The organism is Butyrivibrio sp. CB08, assembly GCF_003625485.1.
In the GTDB taxonomy this organism is placed as follows: Bacteria; Bacillota; Clostridia; order Lachnospirales; family Lachnospiraceae; genus Butyrivibrio.
This window is the reverse complement of the sequence record NZ_RAIR01000005.1, coordinates 157,991-178,424: the sequence shown is the minus strand read 5'-3', so window position 1 is coordinate 178,424 and position 20,434 is coordinate 157,991. Positions and strand designations below refer to the sequence as shown.

The following is a 20,434-nucleotide window of genomic DNA, read 5'->3' as shown; positions in this document are numbered from 1 at the left end:
TCTCCCTAAAAGCTTTTGAATAGCGTTTGAAGCCCTCTATTTTCTTCTGTTATACTTATCCAAAGCCTCCTGCATTTTTGTATTTTCGGCTCTTTCTTTTAGTATAGTTATAAGCGCACTGATGATCATGCTAAGCGCATACGATATGATAAATCCTAACCACGCAGTCATATCTCTTGTGGGAAACCAATTAAATGCCACAATCATAAATACGATCACAATCAGTACCGACACAAAAAAGAGCACATTTCTGATCATCATTGACATATTCATGATCCATGTGTCCGTCAGAAAAACCACTTGCGCAAGCGTGATTATTACAGCCAACAAAAGCAATTCCATCAATATCGGTATTGACATCCCGGCATTTCCCATGGAAAAAAGAGCTGCATAATCTTTCGTTCTTTCACCTATTACGATACTCATTATGGCAAAGACCAACACAATGACTCCATATGTCGCAAATGCCTGCCTTACATAATAAAATACGGTTTTCTTTTCTTCCATCATTTAAGCCCCAACTTTCTTCGAAGTTCGTCAGAATACATGCGTGATACGACTATCTGTTCGTCATTCCTTAATGTTATCCTGATTTTTCTGTTTATGTCGGATTTTAAGCTTTTGATCATCCTGATGTTCACAATGCTATGCTTGCTGATCCTGAAGAAATCTCGTTCAAGAAGTTCCTGCTCTATCTCATACAGTTTAAGATCCGATTCATAAGTTTCATCCGAGGTGTACACAAATGTCTTTCTCTCAACAGCCTCTATGTATAGAATTTTCTCCACATCCAGCAGATAGGTTTCATCATTTTTGCGTACACCGATCTGCATGTTCACCATGCGCATCATTGCAACAAGTCTTTCGACATCGCTATCCAGTTTATTTGCCCGGATCACGACTTCCGTATCCGGATATTTCTCGTCAATATCGATCTCAATCTTCATTTATTCCAGTCCTTTTTTCCTGAATGCGATAAAGAATAAAGCCATCATCAGCATTGCGTTTATTGCCAGAATACAGATATTGTCTATCTTTATCCCGGCAAATGACATATCATCCATGATCTTCTTAAACTGCTGAGTATAAGCAAACCTGGCTACTTTTTCTATATTTTCGTTGAACATTGCAAGCATTGGAGAAAAAGCAAATATGAGCATCACCGGCATTACAATAGAAGTAGCGGTCATCTGGTTCTTTGAAAAAACACCTATACAAGCTCCCGCCAGAATCGAAATAGCAAATCCAGCAGCCATCACCAGCAGATAAAACGGTATGTCTTCTTTCTTTAGGCCGGTTGCCATCACACCGGCTCCGAGCATACAAATAAACCATACATAAAAGCCAACTCCGATGAGATACTGCCATGGCTTAACATTTGCCATTGTCAGTACTCGTAAGGTGTTCTTTTCCTTTTCCTCGGATATGATTGATGCTACCGATGTCAAAGGTGCCATACCGATATACATTACAGAAAACAGCTTTGTGAAAAACAGTTCCGGCATTCCATCGATCTTAATGGCATTTTCCATGATAAGCGTCATGACCGGGAAGAGAATAAACTGTATCAAAACCGTTTTGTTCTTAAGAGTATCCTTTAGCTGCTTTTTTAGAATTATCAGACTGTTGCGCATATTTCATCCTCCTCTATTTTTCTTCCCGTCAGTTCCAAAAAGACTGTTTCAAGATTTGGTTCTGACGAATGGATCGTTTCAATGCTTCCATCTGACAAAAAGCGGCTAATCCTTTCAGCAGATCCGCTTTCATGAGGGATTACAACATCCTCACCGGATGATAAGTGCATTTTTATCGTTTTCTGATGATTATACTTTCTGCATATTTCCTCGGGCGCCCCATTTTCAACGATCACTCCTTCATTAAGCAATGCAACCCTGTCGCAGAGCTTATAGGCTTCTTCCATGTTATGAGTGGTAAGGAAGATCGTGCAGCCTTCTTTTTTCTTTTCTAGTATGATCTTATGGATCTGACGCATGTTCTGTGGATCCAGCCCGCTTGTCGGCTCGTCTAAGAAGATCAGCTTCGGAGAATGCATGAACACTCTCGCAAGAGAAAGTCTGGCTCTCATGCCTTTGGAAAGAGTCGATGCTGATTTGCCTCCCGCATCCTTTAACCCGACCTGTTGAAGAGTACTTTTTATTATGTCTGTAGGAACTCCGTATATATCAGCGAAAACCTTCAGGTTATCAATACAGGATAGTCTTTCATATACTCCGAACTGATCCATCATGATCCCTATACTTTTTTTATCCTCTCCTGACAAAGAGGAAATATCTTTATCGAAGACAGTCACCAAGCCCTTGTCAAATGAAAGCTGTCCTGTCAGGATCCTAATGAGTGTGGTTTTACCTGCTCCGGATGGTCCGAGGAGCCCAAATATTTCTCCGTCTCCTATTTCAAAATCTATTCCCGACAGAACCGTCTTTCCTGAAAAACTTTTGTAAACATCATTACAACGTATCATTCCCGACCTCCTTTATAAATCTTAGGCACAAGATACCAAGGAAATCGGGAACGTTCAATAGCTCATTACGCAAGATGCCATATACAGTACATAAGATGCACATTTGTAAATAAACAGATTACCATAGGTCGTTATACTGTAATTCAAAGTGCCTTACGCATGTATATCACATCATCTATCGAGAATTTGCCTGGATTTTATTATTTTCTGTATTGCATCAGCATATTTGTCAGCATAGTTAATGGAGAATTCCCCATGTTTGAGACCTTTCATACGGTGTAGCCTTACAGATGGAAGCATTTTACAAATAGCATCTGCTGAGCGCAAGATCTCTCTGGTCTCCTCTTCACCGACATAAACATGTACCTCAGCATCTGTTTTGCAGAAAGAATCCTTCAGCACATAGGACGTATTGGCCTTTAAAAAGGCAATCATATCCTGCTTGCTTATTTGACATGTGTCCCGATAGTATTCCTCAAAAAGATCCGGTTTTATATGCAGAGACTGAAACTGTAGTCTGGCAAACCCTCTGTTTCTGATCAGACCATAACTACTGCCAAATGCCGGACCAATCAATGCATTTGTCAACTTTGATGGAATAACAGCTGCACTCTCAACCAAAGCAAAGGTACAGATATCTTTGCTTTGTGACAACATCTCAAGCAGAATCTGTCCTCCAAGAGAAAGACCTCCAATCAGCAAAACCGATCCACCCAAATCCTTGTCGATAAATTTGATGATCTCGGATGCATTTTCTTCAATGGAGGTAAATGATTGGTCACTTCCTGCGTGCCCATCAAGAATTGGAAGGATGACGTGATACTCATCTTGCAAAAAATCTGCAACATCCCGATAGTTCCACCATGACAATCCACCACCGTGTAACAGAATGATCGTCTCTTTGTGTTCAGTACCATATTCCTTAATGATCATATCTTCGTATCCCTACAAATGTCGATTTGACTTGGTCAATTAGCTTTAAATATATTCTTCGGGCTTCCGTGCGGTCGTCAAAGCCTGATAGTCTTTAGGGAAGTGGCGATGCAATTCCTCAATAAAGGAATTCGTCGGATTCAGCGTATCTGTTCCCGGAATAATCGGACTGCTTGTCAGGAAACACACCATTTTCTTTACCTCGTTTGCGGCAGATCGCCAGAATACAATTCCTCTTTAACCTTCAGAAAAGATTTGATCAATGCAATGTCCTTGAAATCTTTTTCCCGGCCGATCTTCTCCTTCATCTCAATCAATCCGTTCAGCGAAATGACCCGGAATCCTTCCATTTTTATCGTGGAGCCGTACAACCATGACTCAAAAATCTCGATGGATTCTCCCACTTTGAACCATCTGTTTCCGTCTTTTGTCCGACCATATAAATACCCGTCCGATTCAAGAAGGTCAGCCATTTTCACGCTGCAGCCAAGGTCGATATCACCGGCATGTTCTTTGATTCCGTACATCACCATTGCGCTGCCTGTAATCACCCAGTATTCATCCCGGTCGTAGGGGAATGCCATTAGCCGGTTCAGAATTTCCTGCCTGTCCATCGTTCCTCCTTAATCATACCAAATCACCGCCACAATAGTAGTTGCAACCGGGAAGGGAAATCTTTTCTCCAACATAGGTTGCAAAAAGCCACGCCAGCCGGTTTCCTCAGCGAAACCAACTAATGGAAGCATAATAAGAAATCCTAACGGCATCATTAATCTATTTCCATGGTCTTACTTTGCCGATCCAGCCGTTCTCATTCCAATACTTAAAATCGGTGTACTCAGGATTCTTTTTACCAAGGCTTGTCTGCAGCATTCTTACCATGTAGAACTTTGTTTTTATCATAACATTTGTATGAGCCGGTTTGTCATAATTTATGGCATGCATTTTTCGTGCGACACTGCTCAGCTTCTTTTGAAAGGATGCTTTTCTCTTGTCCTCGATCTTGTCCCAGTCAATTTCGGACATCAACTTGAAACTTACTACTTTGATGTCCGAAATGCCCCACCAGGAAAGGCTGTCCTTAATATCTTTTGCTGTGGATCTTCCACCGGCCCCCAGGCACTGTGTGATTATCACCGCCCGCTTCCCGAACATTTCCTTCGCCGGACGGTGAGGCATCCACCTGTAACCGAAATGGTCAAGCATAGCCTTCATTGCGCCGGTTGTATGGAAAACATACGCGGGTGATGTAAAAACAAGCAGATCCGCTTCAAGCAAGGATTTCTCAATCTTCTGCACCTTCTCGGCATCCTTACAACGCTTCTGATCATTCCTGAAGCACGCAGTACATCCTATGCAGAAACCCGGACCATCCTTGGGAAGATAATATTCCGTGATCTTTGAATCGTCTCTGAACTGCTCTAAAAACATTTCCTTCATTCTGTATGTAACACCGCGTTTTTCAGTTCCGTTTATCACTGTGATCTTCATTTTGTTCTCCTCGGCGATCTCCTCTTATTATTCTGCATGTTTTTTTCATCTCTTGCGTATAGTTTATTAAACTGCCGAACATGCGCTTCCATTGTCTTAAGTGCCTCTTTCTCACGCTCTGGATCCCGATCGCATATGGTCAGAAGCATGTAGATCGGCGCGTAAAAATGTAACGTCATGATCTCTACATTCTCGGTCTGTAATACACCCGATGAAACCATCAGGCCAAAAAGCATTCCCTGATATGAAAGCGGATCATCCACATACTGCTTCATATATGCAGCTGCAAGTTTTTTATCATGAAACTGTTCAATGGTAAGCATCTTGCGAAACCGTCTTGTATAGTCATCATGCAGGAAATAAAGAAACAGATTGTTCCCCAGTGTGATCAGCTGCTCTTCCGATATATGCTTATAGATCTCAGCATCTTCCGCAGCATCCGCCCCGTTGATCTTAAGAGCACCTGCTTCCTCTAAAAATCGCCTGTTCATCTCTTCAATGATCGCATCAAAAATGGCCTGCTTGTTTTTGTAATGCTTATAAAGAGATGGCGCTTTAATACCAACCCTTTCCGCAATATCCGCAACAAAAACATTTGCATATCCCTTTTCTGAAAACAGCGTCAATGCTTCATCCAGTATTCTTTGTTTGGTATCCATTTTGTTTCCTCTATAATTTAGCTAATTTGAATTAGCTAAATTATAGGCTAATTTAAATTAGCCGTCAAGGGCAAAAAAACGGCCCGAAGAGCAAAGCCCTCCAAGCCGCCAATCATAATAAATGTTTTCATTTTTCATCCTCTGAAATTCGTTGCACAACGCTTTTATATAAGCTAACATGCAGATCAAGGTCTTTGTATCCGTTCTTGAGATAAAATCCGTACGACGGTTTATCCTCATCTGTCTGAAGAAAGATGCCGGCAATCCCCTGCTTTTGTATTTCACTCTCGATCATTTTCATAAACTCAGAGCCTATGCCCTTTCCTTGAAGCCCCGGGTCGACGCAGAACTCTTCGATATTGTAATTTGTTCCTTCCCACCAATGACGGACCGTTCCCAAGGATACTGCTACCAGTTTACCGTCTATCAGAAGCCCATAATTAAGCCCCCGGAAGTGTCCGGACACATCCTTTATATACTCTTCAAGTTGCCTCCTATCACTCCAATCATCATTCCATGGAGCGCCCATGAAAGCCTGTCGATATAATTCAGCTATAGGAGATAAATAAGATTCATCCAGTTTTATGAACTCTTTCATTTTTCACCTCTTAGTCCAGTCGCATTTCTACGCCACGGAATACATCTGATAACCTCTTTATCTTCCGATTTTACTTTGTAAGCACTTTTTTACAATACTTGTGCGCACCACAATGAGGACATACTAATTTTCGCTTTGTTATTGTATGTGGTCCCATAACATATGCCTTCATATCAGGTACAAATCTATTATTGCATTCAGGACACTCAAAAGCTCCAGCATCTCTATCCAGAACGCAGGCCACTGCTATTCCTCCGAAAACTACCACACCCCCTATAATGATAATTGTAACTCTAAGCCAATTCTCCATCTCGAGCATTCCCGATATCATAAACAATGGTAACGCAGCAATAATTGTAAGTCCTGCAACTATTGCAGATAGTATTATTTTCTTTTTGCTTTCCTCTGCTTCTCTCACTAAATTCACCATATTTTCCTCCGCTTTCTTACGATAGTCTTCTTCAGATACTCTTTCACCAGATAATAATTCATTTACTGTTATCTCAAGTTCATTACATAATGGAAATAACAGCGATACTTCTGGAAAACCATTTCCTCTTTCCCACTTGGAAATTGTTTTATCACTGATTTCTAATTTTTCTGATAATTGCTTTTGTGTATATCCTTTTCTTTTTCTTTCATCAGCGATAAATTTTCCAATCTTTATTTGGTCCATCTGTTTTCCTCCTTTCTGGCTTGATTATTCTATAACTTGATTTTCAATCACACCCACGCATCGTAGAATATGGTGATTTTAAGCGGTTTCTACGCTCCGTAGAGTGAATAACTTGAATTTTAGAACTTGTTATACCAATGATTCTCTTCTGTAATATGTTATATTAAAATTTATCGCTCAATCCCCAATATGTGAGATTTCATTTTGAAACCATACTTTTCATACAAATGAATCGCCTTGTTGCCATCAACCACTTTAACTTCGATATGTCTGACATTGTTTTGGTCAAACACTAGCATCGCCCAGTCCATGAGTTCCTTTCCAAAACCTTTTCCCCTGAATTTCTCTTTTACCACCAAATAGTCCAGTTTACCGATTTCTCCTTTAATATCGACTTTGCAGAAGCCGATAATCCGGTCTTCAATTTCAGTGACTGCAATATAGGATTCTTTTTTTCGTAATGCATTTTTAAAAGATTCCAGGGTATTTTCGTATGGATTCAAAGGATAATACCCCTTGAAATTCACAGATGTTTTATTGTGATATTCTGAAAGCTCATGAATACAGTCATATAGTTTGCTTACTTCGTTATGTGTTATTTCTCTCATATTCTTCCTACATTCTTTTAGTCAGTTATACTTTCTTTCGCACTGTTGATAAGACCGAGAAGGCCCGTCTCCTTAATAAGAGCTATACCCTGGAATTCATCTCCGAGGACAATCAGATTGTCGCCTGTTTTAATATCGAAGATCTTTCTTGCTTTGGCAGGAATGACGATCTGACCCTTATCTCCCACTTTGACCATTCCAAAGATATGTTTTCCTTTCGGCGGTATAGCATATCCCAGGTTGTCCGAATCATTCTTTTCATATGAGATAAGGTCGTCCATGGATACACCAAAGAGGTCAGCCAGCATCTTACATCTCTTTATGTCCGGCAGCGACTCTCCGGTCTCATATTTTGAAAGCGTCTGTCTGGATACGCCTATCTTCTCAGCAATTTCCTCCTGTGACAGGTTATTAATCTTTCTTAATTCCATAAGATTGTCTGCAAAACTCATTCTTTCTTCTCCTTTTTTATTCCCAGAACACACCACCTTATGAAAGGTATGCGGCTCATGATTTCATACAGAAGGTAGGAGCCTGCGAATGCTGCTATTGCAACCAACAGGTATACGATGACAGGGGCAAGGAACGGACATAATGTATGCAGATACCATCCGCTGACCGCTATCATCAGATAATGGAATACGTAGAGGCCCCATGATTTTCGGCACATCCACTTTGAGAAAGCATTCGTGAAATTTCCCCATTTTTTCATGAAGGCAAGTATACCGAGAGTTCCAAACCATGCGTATACATTGCACATGATTGTGTCCAGAACTACGTGATCCGGATAAGGCTGACCTTTATATAAAATCACAAAGGCTATGCAGGATGCGAAGGCAAGGATGCTTAATAACAGCCAGTTTTTACCAAGTCGATCCATCACTTCGTCATGGGACAATACAAAGTAGCCGATCATAAAGCCCAGTCCGTAGATACCGAATCTGTATACCACAATCATCGGTGTGTTAAGTATCTGCGCCGCTCCATATACGGGTATAACAAGAAGTATAAGTGTCAAAAGATTTGCTTTACCACAGATATTATAGAATCTGTCTTTTTCAATCCTTCTGATCAGTACCAGTATCAGGCTGAAGAGCCAAAGCATCTGAACGTACCACAGAGGGCCTGCGCCGCTGACTGCCATTATCAGGAAAAGGATTGGTCCCGGTACGTTGTTCATGGAATTAAATGCACCAGACATCAGCATGTTGTAATAGCCAAGAATCCAACCGAAAACCAGAAGGCCGATTGTTGATGGTACAAGATACTTTCTCGTCCTTACGCTGATAAATTCCTTTTCTGTTCGTTTAATTAGTTCATAGCGGGCTGACATGCCGGATACCACAAACAGAAGTAACATAAACCAAGGATATACAATGTACTGGTATGTATCCTGGGGCTGATGTTCACTGAAGGGGCCGATAATTCCGTGTTGTATAACGCCGTTGAATATGTAAATCACATGATAGATTACAACCAGCACCACTGTTATCCAGCGAATATTATCCAAATATACCTTTCTCATGTTTCTACCACCTTTGCTAAATATTTTAACATTTTTCTCAATCATAAAAAAGTAAGCTCCACCTGTCTACCAAGCGAAGCTTACATATTTTGCTATTTTTTGTTAAATTTGGTTGCGAGCGCATAGTTTTATAAAAGCGCTCATTGGTGCCATCAGACCGAAATAATCAATACAAGGCTAGCTTTGTAAAAACAAATGACAGAAGCGCCGCAAATACCGGATACATGATCATGGATATCACCCATTTTCTGATCAATGCATTCTTAGGTATATAAGGCATAAGATCCTCGGTTCCCGGAATGATCCAGGCTTTTGTATGTCCAACCCAATACCAGTCAATGAAAAGACGGTCAAAAAGATTACATATCATGTAAGCAGTAAGAAGCTGAATGAAACCCTCCATAAAACCTGAAGCCCCATTCAGGAAAAACACCATGACCGGGCATACTAATATCATCATAACAAAGAACGGAATACATGAAAGGCTCTTATTTCTTTTAATCTCTTTTTCCGTTAAAAGTCCCATTTCCACAACTCTGTCCCGTACATCTTTTTCGTAGTAATGTACTCCTCCCACCGGACCGTTCTTAATATTTATCACACAGATCATAAGCAGTGTAAAACTAAGTAATATTCCTTCGATAACCGCTAATAACATATATTTACTCCTCTCCCTTTATCAATCTTTCAAATATCTGTATAAAGTCTCAAATATAAGATCCACATTCGTCTGAAGTGAATCTTCAAACAACGTATCTCTGTTCTGATACAGGGCATAAATAGACTTGATGAAATTGACTGCCACACCCGGTTCGACATCCTGTCTGATCCCTTTGATCTTTGTAAATATGGTCTCAAATTTATTAAGTTCATTGGTTTTATTAAGGTAAATGCTGTCCGTGATGTGTGATTTTAGCCATACCCAGTCATCCAGTTTCATCCTAAGAAGAAAGTTGTTCTCAGGTTTAAAGTTCCCACGGAAAACCTCCAAAAACTTCTTCAGGGTGATGGTACCATCCTTGGAAAAATACGATGTCATTTCCCTTTCGAATCTCGCTTCGGTATCCCTTATCATCGCGACCACAAACTCTTCCTTAGATGCATAAAAGTTATAAAATGAACCTACCGCAATACCTGTACTTTTGGCGATCATGGCTACAGTCATTTTCTTGAGACCAATTTCGGTACCCAGTTCATATCCCGAGTTTAGAAGCTTTTTTCGTATTTCTTCCCTTTCTTTTTCAGTAAAACCACCGGACATATAGATTATCCTTTCGTTCGAAAATTTGCGTGAACATTTATATGTATATGTTCACCATGAATATTACTATATAAATATTCACAGGTCAATGGTAATGTCAGGAGATTTGTACACATAACAAGAGCCTGGCTCTTCGCCAAGCTCTTGTTTATCACGCCATCTTCCAGCAATTCCTTCTTATTTTTTACCCATAAAATACACCATGGAACCATCCACATGGTATTCCACCTCTGAGTAAAGCTTATGAAGAATACGAAGGAGCTGCTCTTCTGTAGGGAATGGCGGTGTAAACCAGCCCTTCCTGGACAGAATATTCTTTACGAGCCAGTCTGTGCGCCCGCATTTTCCCTTAATATAGAAACAGGCAATAAACCTGCCTCCCTTCTTAAGGACACGAAAAGTCTCTTTAAAAGCTTTGTATTTGTCAGGAAATGCGTGAAATCCATTCATACTCATAACAATATCCTGGCTGCCATCAGCAAGAGGAAGCTTTCCCACGTCTCCCTGAACAAAAGAAATATGCTTACAATCCTCAAGCCTTCTCTTTGCCTGCTCCAGCATATCAACACTGTAATCAAGGCAGGTTATCTGCGCATCAGATAGGTCTCTCCACTTCTTTTCTGTAAATACCGCCGTTCCTACAGGTACATCCAGAAGCGTTCCAGAGAAATCATCCGGTACATAGCTTAGTACCTTCCTTGCAATCTCATTGTCATCAGTTCCACTCCAGAAAAAGCGGATGTACTGCCTGCTCAGAAAGCTCCCCTGTGTAAGTACATCATCATAAATATTTTTTGAATCATGATAAGCGCTCTGGATTCTGTCAGATACAGGAACTGCCTTTTTTAACCGCTCAGTTCTTGCCTTTTCTTCGGTATCTTCCCTCTCATCATATCCATCGTACGGAGCGTTGGGATCATGAGGTTTTTGCCTCTTCATACTGTTGCAGACCTGGTCTCTATGCGCGAATACAAAATCCAGATCATCAGACCATCCTGTATGTCCTGTTATCACCTTCGGACTTATACCCCTATCGCGAAGAAGCTTCTCAAGCTTTGCCAGGGACTTTTTTGACACTTCATTATCCTCTGCCAAAGCATTGATAAAGCTGTAGCCGCCATCTGCGCCAAACCATATCGTATCTCCGGTAAAAAGATATGAATCATCAATAAGATAAACCATATGCCCCCATGTGTGTCCCGGAACAAGGATCACTTCTACCTTGATGTCCTTAATGTAAAATACGTCGCCATCTTTTAGCAGCTTTCTCTCGTTATCGCTTTTCACCATAGGAAGCTTATACAGTCCAAAGATTACCTTGCGGTGCTTCTCGCCCGTCATATACCTGTTCTCAATTTCACTTATATAAAGTTTCGCATTCCTGAATAGTCCGTCAGAATCTCTCTCTACAGCACCGACATGATCAGTATCCTGGTGTGTTATCAGAATATCTTTTATGCTCGATGGCTCTATATCAAGCCATTTCATCTTCTCTGCAAGACGCTCGTAGTTATATCCGGCATCGATCATGATTGTTGTGCCATTTTTGGTATAAAAGAAGATATTTGCGATCCATTCCCTTACACAGGCCACATTATCATCAATCCATCCCGTATTTAGCGGCTTAAATATTTCTTTTCCGCGATATCCCCAGGACATTACAACTTTCTGGAAATTTGATGCTTTTCTAGACATTTCTTTCCTCCCGAAATCAGCCTCATTTCTCTGCAATGACGGTTATCCAAGGTTTAGATTCATGATGATCAGTAATGACTTTGGAAAATCCCGCATTCTTCAAAGAAGTTACAATTTCTGTAGCTGTATGGCATCTCATACCATCAATTATCTTCTCAAAATTAAGACTGGCTTTATCGCAGCCATCAGACTCATTAACAATCATAAATGTTCCGCCGGGCTTTAGAACCTTATTTACTTCCGAAAAGCACTTCTCAAGCCCTGGCCAGAAATAGATGGTCTCAAATGCAGTTGCCAGATCATACTTTCCTTCTGGAAGGTGAAGATTTGATACATCTCCCTGCTCCACTTTGCATCTTCCACCCTTTATCATCTCCTGGTTGTACTCAGTGGCCTTTTCAACAGAAAGCGGCGAATAATCAATTGCAGTCATATTGGCTGAAGAGTAACGTTTCATCAGCTCCCCTGCATTTCTTCCACCTCCGCAGCCCAGTTCAACCATCTCGCTGGGATTCACATCCAGATGTGACATCCCCCAGTCAGCCATTTTGGCATGTCCGCTGTTCATGTTATCAATCATCATTTTTCCCAGGAATCCTTCAGGTTTTCTGGTCTGATTGACATAGTTTTTAAAAAGTCCCATTTCGATACCCCTCCTTTGTTAGCGTTGGCTAACAACATGATAACATAAATTGGGCAAAAGAAAAGCCCCCTGCCCAATTCATATTACTCGCGTTATAGTGTTTTCGTCGCTACTATTACATTGATCATTCCATGCAAAAGCCAGCTTGGAATAATACTCCCATCACATCTTTTCTCATTAAGCCATCCCTGAAACCATCCAAACGCCCCAGGAAGTACAGTCATCGCTATAGCCACCACTATATTGTGTGTTGCTAAACCAAAAGGGATTCCATGCATCATACCAAACAGAATTGCCTGTATGATATTTCCGGCGATCATCCCAAATTTTTCACCAAAACGTTTTAATAAAAACCCTCTGAAAACTATTTCTTCGGATAATCCGGTACGAATAAAGCCATATGCCAACACTGCAGGAAATGCAGAGAATCCTTTACCTGCGAAGTTACTACCTGCTGTGGTCACTCCTTCGGGAAGAAAACGGATTACAAATATTGTTAAACCAACATATAGTCCTGTCGCAATAAGGATTGCACATGCTGTGATCCACCATTTCCCTTCATGCTTTACCTTTTTAATACCTATCCACCTAAAAAAGCCCTGTTTTTTTCTGGCAAATGCAAGCCAAAAGATCAGCGGGATCAAAGAAAACAACAACACCTGTAATAATGCGCCAATGAATTCACTAATAAACATTCCAAACAATCTTCACGTTCCTCCCATTTCCGTCGTCAGTATAGTTGCAAAAGTATGAACTGCGGGATTCCGCACCTCAACCATTTTACCAAATAAACGGAATAACTCTATACTTTATGCGCTTTTTGTAATCCCTATAGCCCTCAAGGCCTTCTTCCAGCACCTTTTCCTCGTTGCCAATTCTCTTAGCGATAATAGGGATATACAGCAGCATGATCAAAAGAGATATCACTGACCCCAGCACTACTGGCATAGCCAGAAACATGAGGAGCGTACACATATACATAGGATGGCGAACAATACCATAAAGACCTGTATCAACGACCTTCTGATTTTCCTGTATCTCAATAGTGCGGGACAGATATTCGTTCTCTTTAAGAACCTCAGCATAGAGGCCGTAGCCAAGAAGGAATATCACAGCACCTGCGAAAACCACCCAGTTTGGCAGGACGATCCATCCAAATCTGAAATTGAGCCCAGCCACGATAAAGGCCGCAAGAAACATGATCCCGCTAAACAGTACCACCTGCTTTTGCTCGGACTGCTCTTCTTTGGCATTGAGGCGCTTTTTCAAAAGCTCCGGACTCTTTGCCATCATCACAAACCCTGCAATAAGCATAGGAATAAACAGGATTCCCATAAGAAGCCATCCCTGCCAGTAAGCAAAGGATCCTGCGGGCACAAACAATAAAAGCCCTACCAGGACTATTCCAGCTACCACTTTTCCAATTGCCTGACCAAAAAGTTTCTTGTTCATAGGTACACCTCCTTAGAATATGTTAATTATCCAACGCTTCCAGCTGACAAATCAATATCATAAATAAATAGTTCGTCATCTGGGCGATAAGTAAGCGTATAGCCTCCGGACTTTAAAACAGTTGCATTTCCATCACTTTTTTCTTCGTATTCCTCACCATCGAAGAATTCTTCTGCAAAAAGATCAAACTCTTCGCGGGTAGCCTTATATACCATGGCACATGTTGTACCAAAGTCATCTTTGGGATCAGCTACTTCAAACCCGTTGACGAAACCGTAATCGCCAAATCCAACACCTGCTCCCGTCTTGTCCATGATGATCCTGGCATCAGTGATGTCATATCCTTTATTTATATACTCAGCTGCCAGATTCCTGATTACATCATCTTCAAAATCCTCAGGTTTTGACGAATAGAACCACTCATCCGCTCTTTCCAGGTCAAAATCAGGATTTCCCGCTTCAGGGAACTTCTCCATGTACTTGTACTCCCCTTCAGCTACCGTCTCCTGACTGTTTACCTCTTCAGCAACATTAGGAATTTCCTCCACACTCTCAAACATGGTGTCGGTCTCCTGAATCTCTACATCTGCATCTTTGCTGATAAACATCTGATATCCCTTATAACCGATACCAGCCAGCAAAACCGCCAGCCCTATCCATAGAATAATCTTTGAAAAATCTCTCATTACTTTGTCCTCCAACTTTTTATTTCCCCAGTGCTAAAATTAACACATAAAAAAAACAGACCTCACCATTGCACCAGATTTGGTCTGTTTTACACTTATCTTATAGAATCCATTCTTATGGTCTCAATAAGACTCTGCTTCTTCATTTTTCTGTTAGAACCTGATGACCTGCGCGTTTGCATCAACTGTGGCTTCTACGCCAAAGGGGATGATGCAGCGAGGTTTAGCGTGTCCGATGTTAACGTTAAAGAGAATTGGAAGTTCTGGGTTATCAATAACTTCCACAAGAAGCTTCTTGTACTCCTCAGCATAAACTTCATCCTGTGGCTTTCCTACAAGAACGCCGGAAACAGCGTCAAACACTCCTGTAGACTTGAAGTATTCCAAAGCCTTCCTGTACTTTTCTGGAGTAGGCTTTTCTTCGCTGGTCTCCATCAGGAAGATGCGACCCTCCCAGTCCTTGGCATCAGGGAAAAGATGGTACTTCTGGCACAGTACTGGCATGTCCTCGTAGCGCTCGCCGTCGAAGAAGTCATACATTGAATCCACACAGCCGCCCAGGATCTTGCCAGAGAAAACTGCAGGTCCCTGAAGAAGCTCAAAGCCGTGGTCCGGATGGGATGGCATTGAAGTTCCAACCTGATCTTCTGCGTACTCAGTTCTCTCCTCCACCCATACATCACTTGGAGTAACCTCATGGATAGTTCCTGTTGTGATGAGCTCCTCGAAGTATTTCTTGGTGTAAGGAAGCATATCCTTATCTATTTCGCAAATATCTGACAGGAACGCCTGTCCGTAGAAAGTGCGCATTCCAACCTTATGGAGCATGAAGTGGTTGATTGTAGTGTCTGAATAGCCCAGGAACACCTTATCTGTAGCGGCTTTCTTAAGCTCGTCATTGTCAAAAAGATAAGGAAGCAGACGGTAAGTATCATCGCCGCCAATAGCGCACAGGATCATGTCTATCTCAGGGTCTTTAAGAGCTTCGATAAGGTCCTGCGCTCTTTTCTCAGGATGTTTCTGAACATAATCAAGGCCAGAAAGAGCATGGGGCATGAATCTTACATTAAGACCAAAATCCTCAAGTCTCTTAACACCAATATTCTTCTCAAATGCGATGAAAGGTTCTCCTATTATTCCTCTTGAAAGGCTTACAATCGCTACGTTCTCAATCATTTTACTGGTCCTCCCTCTTTTTCTATTTCGTATGCTGTCACACTAGCATAAGCATCTCTATCTCGTCCTCATCCTCATTGCCGGTAGCTGAAAATCCCTTGTTCTCATAGAGTTTCATGGCTACGGAATTGCCTTTGTTGCAGGTAAGGACCACTCTGTTTGAATCCCCAAAGGGCTTTGTCTTAATATACTTGATTGCCTCATCCAGAGCAGCGCTGCCATAGCCTTTTCCCTGCTCATTCTGGTCTATCATCATGTGCCAGATATCATACTCAGGAATATCATAATCGTAGATCACCATGACGTAGCCCACCATTTTCTCTCCTTCATAGATTCCAAATGGCTGGCACTGATTCCTGTAAACATAGGCCTGAGCCAAGCTGCGGATAGGATGTGAAACAAACTCCTCCTGCCCTGGCGTAAGCTTCAAATTAAACGCATCAATAAAATTATCCTCTGTAATAGCTCTAAGTTCTACCAATAGTTTTCTCCTTTGACTGTTTCCATTTTCTCCTGATGGATGATGGGACCAAAAGTGACTAAACACTCCTTTTTTCATCGTCTTAGTCACTTTTTTCATTCATTTTTACCTTGTACACCAAAATATATAGCTTCACGAGTGACTAAATCACCCCTTTCTTGGCTCCTTAGTCACTCTAATCGTCAAAAACTTCCAAAATGAGTGACTAAATCACAGAAGATCTAGTGTCTTAGTCACTTTTTTCACTTTTCAAGGGACTTTATCACTCGGAGCTGTGCATGAAGCCCAGATCCATCGTCTCCATCTTTCCAAAGATAATTCTAGCAAAACACAAAAAACAGACCTCTCCTTGCACGGAAATAGGTCTGTTTTACACGTTATTTTAAGATTCCATTTCGCTGATGATTCTGCCAATCTCTTCATCTGCTGTAAGGTCGAAGACCATCCTGTAGCAATCAAGAGCCTGCTGGCTGTCTCCGGCTTCACTGGCCTCCTGGGCTGCTCTATACAATAATGCAAGCGTAACAGGGTTAGCCTGGGTTGGAATGTCGTTGTCATCTAAGATCTTTTGTATCTGTTTAAGGTCCTTCTTGGTTACCTTTTTACCGATAGCCTTTTCTAAAAACTCCAGCTCCGCTGCCGCCTGCTGGGACTCTTCGAAGTAGTTACTGTACATATAGCACGCAGAAGCTACCTCAGGCTTATATTTCTCGAGGTAGTACCAGCCAAGGTTTCTGTAATATGCAGCAAGTTCAGCCCTGGTGCAGCAGTAATTGTAGGATTCTGTGGTGTATTTATACTCTCCATCCACATCTCCAAGCTGCTTGCAGCACAGAATTATACCCAGAATGGATTCCATATCCACTGGGTTATCAAGATTGGCGCTGATCCACTCCTGTTGGGAATTAGCGTAATCTGCAGCTGCCAGAAGCTCTTTTGCTCTGGATTTATGCTCTGTCAGGGTGTCATCACCTGAGATCTCGTACTCATCATCCCCAAGGCAGTAATATTCATATAAAAACAGTTCTGAAATATGCCTAAGACATACTTTCACTTTACTCATGTCTCGCCTCTAAAATATTTCCCCTAAGCTTTAGCTCTTTTCCGGAATCCGTCACAAGCTCTTCTGTTTCCAGCCTAGTGATCTCATAGTTGCCAGAGAGCTTACCAAGAAGCTTGTTGCTGCCCTCGTTTCTGATATCTGCTTCGTAAAAGAACTTTCGCTTGCCGTATTTTTCTCTGGCAAGGTCCAGAACATAGTTCAGAGCCTCAAATGCATAGCCTTTTCCCTGTTGCTGCTCTAAGATCCACACTCCAAGCTCTGGACAGTCTTCAGAAAGCCCGTGCATTTCAACGCTTCCCACGAATTTACCATTTTCATCAACTACTGAAAAAAGAAGTGTTTCCTCCCTTTTCATCTCATCCATGAAATCCTGAAGGACAGCCCTTGCGTCATCTATGCTGTCAAAGGTATCCGGCCATTGATATTTAACGATCTCCTGGCTAAATCCTCTGTAATAATCCTCTAAATACTCCATATCAAACGGAACGATACTTATTTTACCCATACATCCTCCCCACTTATCTCGTCTTAGTTAATCTACCACATACAGCGCATTTGCGCCATAAAAAGGAGGAGGCCGCCTAGGTTTATCACCTGGCGGCCTTTTATGAAAAAGAAACTTCTAAGTTATGTACATCTGCTATGTTTTAATACTAACAGATACGCCTTAACAAATACTGAACAGGATTTGAACAAAATGTTAATTCCTTATGAGCAAGTTTTTACTTCTCCATCATATCTGAGAAATCAAAATGCACATTGTAATTGCCAGGGTCAAACATAGCTTCGTGAGTCTCAAGGATCTTGCGAACCTCATCTTCAGATTCCACAAAGAGCTGTGCGATCTGAGGATCAAACTGAGATCCTCCACCCTCCACGATTATCTTCATTGCATCCTCTACCGAGAATGGCTCCTTGTAGCTTCGCTTGGAAACAAGGGCGTCAAATACATCCGCAACAGCCATGATCCTTGCTGAAAGAGGGATATCCTCTCCGGAGAGTCCGCTTGGATAGCCCTTTCCATCCCACCTCTCGTGATGGTAGTTGGCAAGGTTCTGAGCTTCCTTCAGGTATCCACTATCTGAAACCAGTGACATAGCGTTCTGGATAATTCCCCTACCTGCTGTGGTATGGGTCTTCATGATGGCGTATTCTTCATCTGTAAGCTTTCCAGGCTTATTTAAGATAACGTCAGATACCTGGATCTTACCTACGTCGTGAAGTGGCGCTGAATTAGCCACATCTTCGATATAAGAATCCGTCAGAATATCAGGATAGAGGCCTTTTTCCTTCATCTTCATCATGATGAGACGAACATAAGCCGCTGTCTTTCTTACATGATCGCCGGTGTTTTTATCTCTACTCTCCACCATATCCGCAAGAACGTAGATAAGTCCGTTCTGCATGTGGGCGATCTCATCACCCTTGGTCTTCACATCCTGAAGATATCCAACGGTCTCAGCAATTGTCTTTGAAAGGGATTCGTAGAGGTTCTCAATCTCATCACCGGTGGCGATACTAAGATTCTGGAGCCTCTCCACGCTGGTATCACGACCTTCCTCTGAATCATAGGCAAACTTTCTTGCTGACATTGTCATGGCAGCTATTGGGAATATCAGATGATAATCCACAAGCCAGATACACAGCGCCAGAATAAAGATATAGAATCCCATGAACAGGGAGAATACCTTGGTCATATAGTTGAGGGTCGTAAGCCTGATATCCTCAACCAGGATATCTGCTGCAGCGTAGCATGCGCAGTTTCCTTTTGAATCAAGGACCGGTACAAACACAGTAAGAAGATTACCAAATTCAGTATTGTCCTTAAGAGGAGTAATCTCTTTTCCCGCAAGGAAATCATCCTTGTATGGCAAAAGATACTGTTCCATCTGTACAACAGTTCCAGGCTCTCTGCCCTTTACATCAGGAGTATCAAGGTCGAACAGCACATGGACTCCATCTTCCTCAAACTTATAAGCATAGATAAATTCAATATCGGGATTACCAGTTCTGATCTTCTCAAGGTTTTGCACCACATCGTCGTAGCCCGGTGCAGCTCTGCCCTTGTCCAGATATTCCTGAACCTTATCCCCATCAATAGCCTGAGCCGCAAGGCTTGCAGCACTGGTGCAGCTGTAGGTGTACTGCTTCATGGCAAACATCTGGAAAAGAATGTAGCTGATTATTGTAGTAACAACCGCAACGCAGACCATTATCACAGAAATGATAGCTATGATCTTGCTTCTAAGGGAAAATGATCTGGTAACGTTGTTCTTAACGTCAAGCATCGCATCCCTGGTAAGAGGAGTCTGCCTCCATCCGGTCATCAGCAGCTCTTTTCTGTTCTTTTCAGGGATAAACCTGATAATGATAAATACCAAAATTACTGTAATGCCCTTGTCGACCACGTCTATGGCCACATCCGAAAGCATTTGGGCCCAGAATACGTTTAGCTTACCGCTATCCAAAAGAGCTCTCGCAAAGGGAGCTGAGATTCCCTCTCCCATTCCATATCCATAAAGAAGGAATGTGAGGATGGAGCCCAGGACGCCTCCGATGAACGCAAACACAGGGATAGTCATGATGGCCTTGTGGAACTTGTCAAAATAGCCCTTCTTGCCAAACCAGCTACCACAGGCAGCGATCATTGTTGAGAGCACAACGTAATAAGCATTTCCAGGATTGCCTCTCATGTTGATGATGTTGTTTAGGTATCCCACAAAAATGCCCGGAAGATATCCTCCGAGGACCGCCGCAAGCAGCGTACCCACGTTATCAAGATATAGCGGGATATTGAGAAGCGACGCAGTTCTTGGAAGTATAAAGTTTATTGCAATGGTACATAAAAAGAAAATGAGCTGGCAGAAAAAGTACTTGTTGTTCTTTAAATCTACCGGCCCATTTGCCTTCCCCAGTTTCATGTCTCATTCTCCTTTTTGTCTCATACAAAACGCCATAATGATAAGGGTATACTTATATAATAACGCAATTTTGTACATTTACAA

26 protein-coding genes are annotated in these 20,434 nt (G+C 41.8%); all 26 read right to left on the bottom strand.

The window, feature by feature from the left end:
* Positions 1–36: 36 nt before the first annotated feature.
* The 26 genes from D6855_RS10545 to D6855_RS10420 all read right to left on the bottom strand — a co-directional run bounded on the left by D6855_RS10545 (position 37) and on the right by D6855_RS10420 (position 20,350).
* The gene (locus D6855_RS10545) at positions 37–510 is read right to left on the bottom strand and encodes a hypothetical protein (protein ID WP_147368137.1); all 474 of its coding nucleotides are present in this window, start codon (positions 508–510) and stop codon (positions 37–39) included.
* On the bottom strand, positions 507–947 hold the full coding sequence (locus tag D6855_RS10540; RefSeq protein WP_120740785.1) for a LytTR family DNA-binding domain-containing protein: 441 nt from the start codon (positions 945–947) through the stop codon (positions 507–509). The genes D6855_RS10545 and D6855_RS10540 overlap by 4 nt, the downstream gene beginning before the upstream one ends.
* Entirely contained in the window at positions 948–1,634 is a 687-nt protein-coding gene (locus D6855_RS10535; RefSeq protein ID WP_120740783.1) for an ABC transporter permease, read from the bottom strand. It abuts the gene before it with no gap.
* Positions 1,619–2,482 (bottom strand): ABC transporter ATP-binding protein, encoded by an 864-nt coding sequence (locus tag D6855_RS10530; protein ID WP_120740781.1) that lies wholly within the window; start codon positions 2,480–2,482, stop codon positions 1,619–1,621. Before D6855_RS10530 ends, D6855_RS10535 begins: the two co-directional genes overlap by 16 nt.
* Positions 2,483–2,653: 171 nt before the next feature.
* Positions 2,654–3,415, bottom strand: a complete 762-nt coding sequence (locus D6855_RS10525) for an alpha/beta hydrolase (protein WP_120740779.1) — start codon at positions 3,413–3,415, stop codon at positions 2,654–2,656.
* A 197-nt stretch (positions 3,416–3,612) separates the two neighbouring features.
* Positions 3,613–4,029: a hypothetical protein gene (locus D6855_RS10520; RefSeq protein WP_120740777.1), complete on the bottom strand. Its 417-nt coding sequence runs from the start codon at positions 4,027–4,029 to the stop codon at positions 3,613–3,615.
* 9 nt (positions 4,030–4,038) lie between these two features.
* Positions 4,039–4,182, bottom strand: coding sequence for a CPBP family glutamic-type intramembrane protease (locus D6855_RS17175; protein WP_442861349.1), 144 nt, complete (start codon positions 4,180–4,182; stop codon positions 4,039–4,041).
* A 7-nt stretch (positions 4,183–4,189) separates the two neighbouring features.
* Complete coding sequence (locus D6855_RS10510; RefSeq protein ID WP_120740773.1) at positions 4,190–4,906, bottom strand: flavodoxin family protein; 717 nt, start codon at positions 4,904–4,906, stop codon at positions 4,190–4,192.
* Positions 4,903–5,565: a TetR/AcrR family transcriptional regulator gene (locus D6855_RS10505; protein WP_120740771.1), complete on the bottom strand. Its 663-nt coding sequence runs from the start codon at positions 5,563–5,565 to the stop codon at positions 4,903–4,905. The genes D6855_RS10510 and D6855_RS10505 overlap by 4 nt, the downstream gene beginning before the upstream one ends.
* 127 nt (positions 5,566–5,692) lie before the next feature.
* Positions 5,693–6,163 carry a GNAT family N-acetyltransferase gene (locus tag D6855_RS10500; RefSeq protein WP_243111879.1) on the bottom strand — a complete coding sequence of 157 codons (471 nt, stop codon included), beginning with the start codon at positions 6,161–6,163 and terminating at the stop codon, positions 5,693–5,695.
* A 70-nt stretch (positions 6,164–6,233) separates the two neighbouring features.
* Positions 6,234–6,839 (bottom strand): helix-turn-helix domain-containing protein, encoded by a 606-nt coding sequence (locus D6855_RS10495; protein ID WP_120740769.1) that lies wholly within the window; start codon positions 6,837–6,839, stop codon positions 6,234–6,236.
* A 170-nt stretch (positions 6,840–7,009) separates the two neighbouring features.
* Positions 7,010–7,447 carry a GNAT family N-acetyltransferase gene (locus D6855_RS10490; RefSeq protein WP_120740767.1) on the bottom strand — a complete coding sequence of 146 codons (438 nt, stop codon included), beginning with the start codon at positions 7,445–7,447 and terminating at the stop codon, positions 7,010–7,012.
* Positions 7,448–7,464: 17 nt separating this feature from the next.
* Positions 7,465–7,899 (bottom strand): helix-turn-helix domain-containing protein, encoded by a 435-nt coding sequence (locus D6855_RS10485; protein WP_120740765.1) that lies wholly within the window; start codon positions 7,897–7,899, stop codon positions 7,465–7,467.
* Positions 7,896–8,972, bottom strand: coding sequence for an acyltransferase family protein (locus D6855_RS10480; protein WP_120741053.1), 1,077 nt, complete (start codon positions 8,970–8,972; stop codon positions 7,896–7,898). The genes D6855_RS10485 and D6855_RS10480 overlap by 4 nt, the downstream gene beginning before the upstream one ends.
* Positions 8,973–9,138: 166 nt before the next feature.
* Positions 9,139–9,630: a hypothetical protein gene (locus tag D6855_RS10475; protein ID WP_120740762.1), complete on the bottom strand. Its 492-nt coding sequence runs from the start codon at positions 9,628–9,630 to the stop codon at positions 9,139–9,141.
* Positions 9,631–9,651: 21 nt separating this feature from the next.
* Complete coding sequence (locus D6855_RS10470; protein ID WP_120740761.1) at positions 9,652–10,233, bottom strand: TetR/AcrR family transcriptional regulator; 582 nt, start codon at positions 10,231–10,233, stop codon at positions 9,652–9,654.
* Between the two features lie 177 nt (positions 10,234–10,410).
* Positions 10,411–11,928 (bottom strand): methyltransferase domain-containing protein, encoded by a 1,518-nt coding sequence (locus D6855_RS17095; RefSeq protein WP_120740759.1) that lies wholly within the window; start codon positions 11,926–11,928, stop codon positions 10,411–10,413.
* Between the two features lie 22 nt (positions 11,929–11,950).
* Entirely contained in the window at positions 11,951–12,571 is a 621-nt protein-coding gene (locus tag D6855_RS10460; protein WP_120740757.1) for a class I SAM-dependent methyltransferase, read from the bottom strand.
* Positions 12,572–12,663: 92 nt separating this feature from the next.
* Positions 12,664–13,266, bottom strand: coding sequence for a CPBP family intramembrane glutamic endopeptidase (locus tag D6855_RS10455; RefSeq protein ID WP_243111898.1), 603 nt, complete (start codon positions 13,264–13,266; stop codon positions 12,664–12,666).
* 85 nt (positions 13,267–13,351) lie between these two features.
* Positions 13,352–14,023, bottom strand: a complete 672-nt coding sequence (locus D6855_RS10450; protein WP_120740752.1) for a methyltransferase family protein — start codon at positions 14,021–14,023, stop codon at positions 13,352–13,354.
* A 26-nt stretch (positions 14,024–14,049) separates the two neighbouring features.
* On the bottom strand, positions 14,050–14,709 hold the full coding sequence (locus tag D6855_RS10445) for a hypothetical protein (RefSeq protein ID WP_120740750.1): 660 nt from the start codon (positions 14,707–14,709) through the stop codon (positions 14,050–14,052).
* A 153-nt stretch (positions 14,710–14,862) separates the two neighbouring features.
* A complete protein-coding gene (locus tag D6855_RS10440) occupies positions 14,863–15,885 on the bottom strand; it encodes a S66 family peptidase (protein WP_120740748.1) in 1,023 nt (340 codons plus the stop codon).
* A gap of 37 nt (positions 15,886–15,922) precedes the next feature.
* Positions 15,923–16,366: a GNAT family N-acetyltransferase gene (locus D6855_RS10435; protein WP_199712438.1), complete on the bottom strand. Its 444-nt coding sequence runs from the start codon at positions 16,364–16,366 to the stop codon at positions 15,923–15,925.
* 382 nt (positions 16,367–16,748) lie between these two features.
* Complete coding sequence (locus D6855_RS10430) at positions 16,749–17,429, bottom strand: hypothetical protein (RefSeq protein ID WP_120740745.1); 681 nt, start codon at positions 17,427–17,429, stop codon at positions 16,749–16,751.
* The gene (locus tag D6855_RS10425) at positions 17,422–17,934 is read right to left on the bottom strand and encodes a GNAT family N-acetyltransferase (RefSeq protein ID WP_120740743.1); all 513 of its coding nucleotides are present in this window, start codon (positions 17,932–17,934) and stop codon (positions 17,422–17,424) included. The genes D6855_RS10430 and D6855_RS10425 overlap by 8 nt, the downstream gene beginning before the upstream one ends.
* A gap of 217 nt (positions 17,935–18,151) precedes the next feature.
* Positions 18,152–20,350 (bottom strand): HD-GYP domain-containing protein, encoded by a 2,199-nt coding sequence (locus D6855_RS10420; protein ID WP_120740741.1) that lies wholly within the window; start codon positions 20,348–20,350, stop codon positions 18,152–18,154.
* Between the last annotated feature and the right edge of the window lie 84 nt (positions 20,351–20,434).

Bases quoted from the DNA above. Each gene is read 5' to 3' on its own strand.
- D6855_RS10530 (WP_120740781.1), bottom strand. From the start codon at position 2,482: ATGATACGTTGTAATGATGTTTACAAAAGTTTTTCAGGAAAGACGGTT.
- D6855_RS10420 (WP_120740741.1), bottom strand. From the start codon at position 20,350: ATGAAACTGGGGAAGGCAAATGGGCCGGTAGATTTAAAGAACAACAAG.
- D6855_RS10485 (WP_120740765.1), bottom strand. From the start codon at position 7,899: ATGAGTTTTGCAGACAATCTTATGGAATTAAGAAAGATTAATAACCTG.
- D6855_RS10455 (WP_243111898.1), bottom strand. From the start codon at position 13,266: ATGTTTATTAGTGAATTCATTGGCGCATTATTACAGGTGTTGTTGTTT.
- D6855_RS10425 (WP_120740743.1), bottom strand. From the start codon at position 17,934: ATGGGTAAAATAAGTATCGTTCCGTTTGATATGGAGTATTTAGAGGAT.
- D6855_RS10520 (WP_120740777.1), bottom strand. From the start codon at position 4,029: ATGGACAGGCAGGAAATTCTGAACCGGCTAATGGCATTCCCCTACGAC.
- D6855_RS17175 (WP_442861349.1), bottom strand. From the start codon at position 4,182: ATGCCGTTAGGATTTCTTATTATGCTTCCATTAGTTGGTTTCGCTGAG.
- D6855_RS10495 (WP_120740769.1), bottom strand. From the start codon at position 6,839: ATGGACCAAATAAAGATTGGAAAATTTATCGCTGATGAAAGAAAAAGA.
- D6855_RS10505 (WP_120740771.1), bottom strand. From the start codon at position 5,565: ATGGATACCAAACAAAGAATACTGGATGAAGCATTGACGCTGTTTTCA.
- D6855_RS10525 (WP_120740779.1), bottom strand. From the start codon at position 3,415: ATGATCATTAAGGAATATGGTACTGAACACAAAGAGACGATCATTCTG.
- D6855_RS10445 (WP_120740750.1), bottom strand. From the start codon at position 14,709: ATGAGAGATTTTTCAAAGATTATTCTATGGATAGGGCTGGCGGTTTTG.
- D6855_RS10430 (WP_120740745.1), bottom strand. From the start codon at position 17,429: ATGAGTAAAGTGAAAGTATGTCTTAGGCATATTTCAGAACTGTTTTTA.
- D6855_RS10540 (WP_120740785.1), bottom strand. From the start codon at position 947: ATGAAGATTGAGATCGATATTGACGAGAAATATCCGGATACGGAAGTC.
- D6855_RS10500 (WP_243111879.1), bottom strand. From the start codon at position 6,163: ATGAAAGAGTTCATAAAACTGGATGAATCTTATTTATCTCCTATAGCT.
- D6855_RS10510 (WP_120740773.1), bottom strand. From the start codon at position 4,906: ATGAAGATCACAGTGATAAACGGAACTGAAAAACGCGGTGTTACATAC.
- D6855_RS10460 (WP_120740757.1), bottom strand. From the start codon at position 12,571: ATGGGACTTTTTAAAAACTATGTCAATCAGACCAGAAAACCTGAAGGA.
- D6855_RS10490 (WP_120740767.1), bottom strand. From the start codon at position 7,447: ATGAGAGAAATAACACATAACGAAGTAAGCAAACTATATGACTGTATT.
- D6855_RS17095 (WP_120740759.1), bottom strand. From the start codon at position 11,928: ATGTCTAGAAAAGCATCAAATTTCCAGAAAGTTGTAATGTCCTGGGGA.
- D6855_RS10475 (WP_120740762.1), bottom strand. From the start codon at position 9,630: ATGTTATTAGCGGTTATCGAAGGAATATTACTTAGTTTTACACTGCTT.
- D6855_RS10470 (WP_120740761.1), bottom strand. From the start codon at position 10,233: ATGTCCGGTGGTTTTACTGAAAAAGAAAGGGAAGAAATACGAAAAAAG.
- D6855_RS10480 (WP_120741053.1), bottom strand. From the start codon at position 8,972: ATGAGAAAGGTATATTTGGATAATATTCGCTGGATAACAGTGGTGCTG.
- D6855_RS10450 (WP_120740752.1), bottom strand. From the start codon at position 14,023: ATGAACAAGAAACTTTTTGGTCAGGCAATTGGAAAAGTGGTAGCTGGA.
- D6855_RS10545 (WP_147368137.1), bottom strand. From the start codon at position 510: ATGATGGAAGAAAAGAAAACCGTATTTTATTATGTAAGGCAGGCATTT.
- D6855_RS10535 (WP_120740783.1), bottom strand. From the start codon at position 1,634: ATGCGCAACAGTCTGATAATTCTAAAAAAGCAGCTAAAGGATACTCTT.
- D6855_RS10440 (WP_120740748.1), bottom strand. From the start codon at position 15,885: ATGATTGAGAACGTAGCGATTGTAAGCCTTTCAAGAGGAATAATAGGA.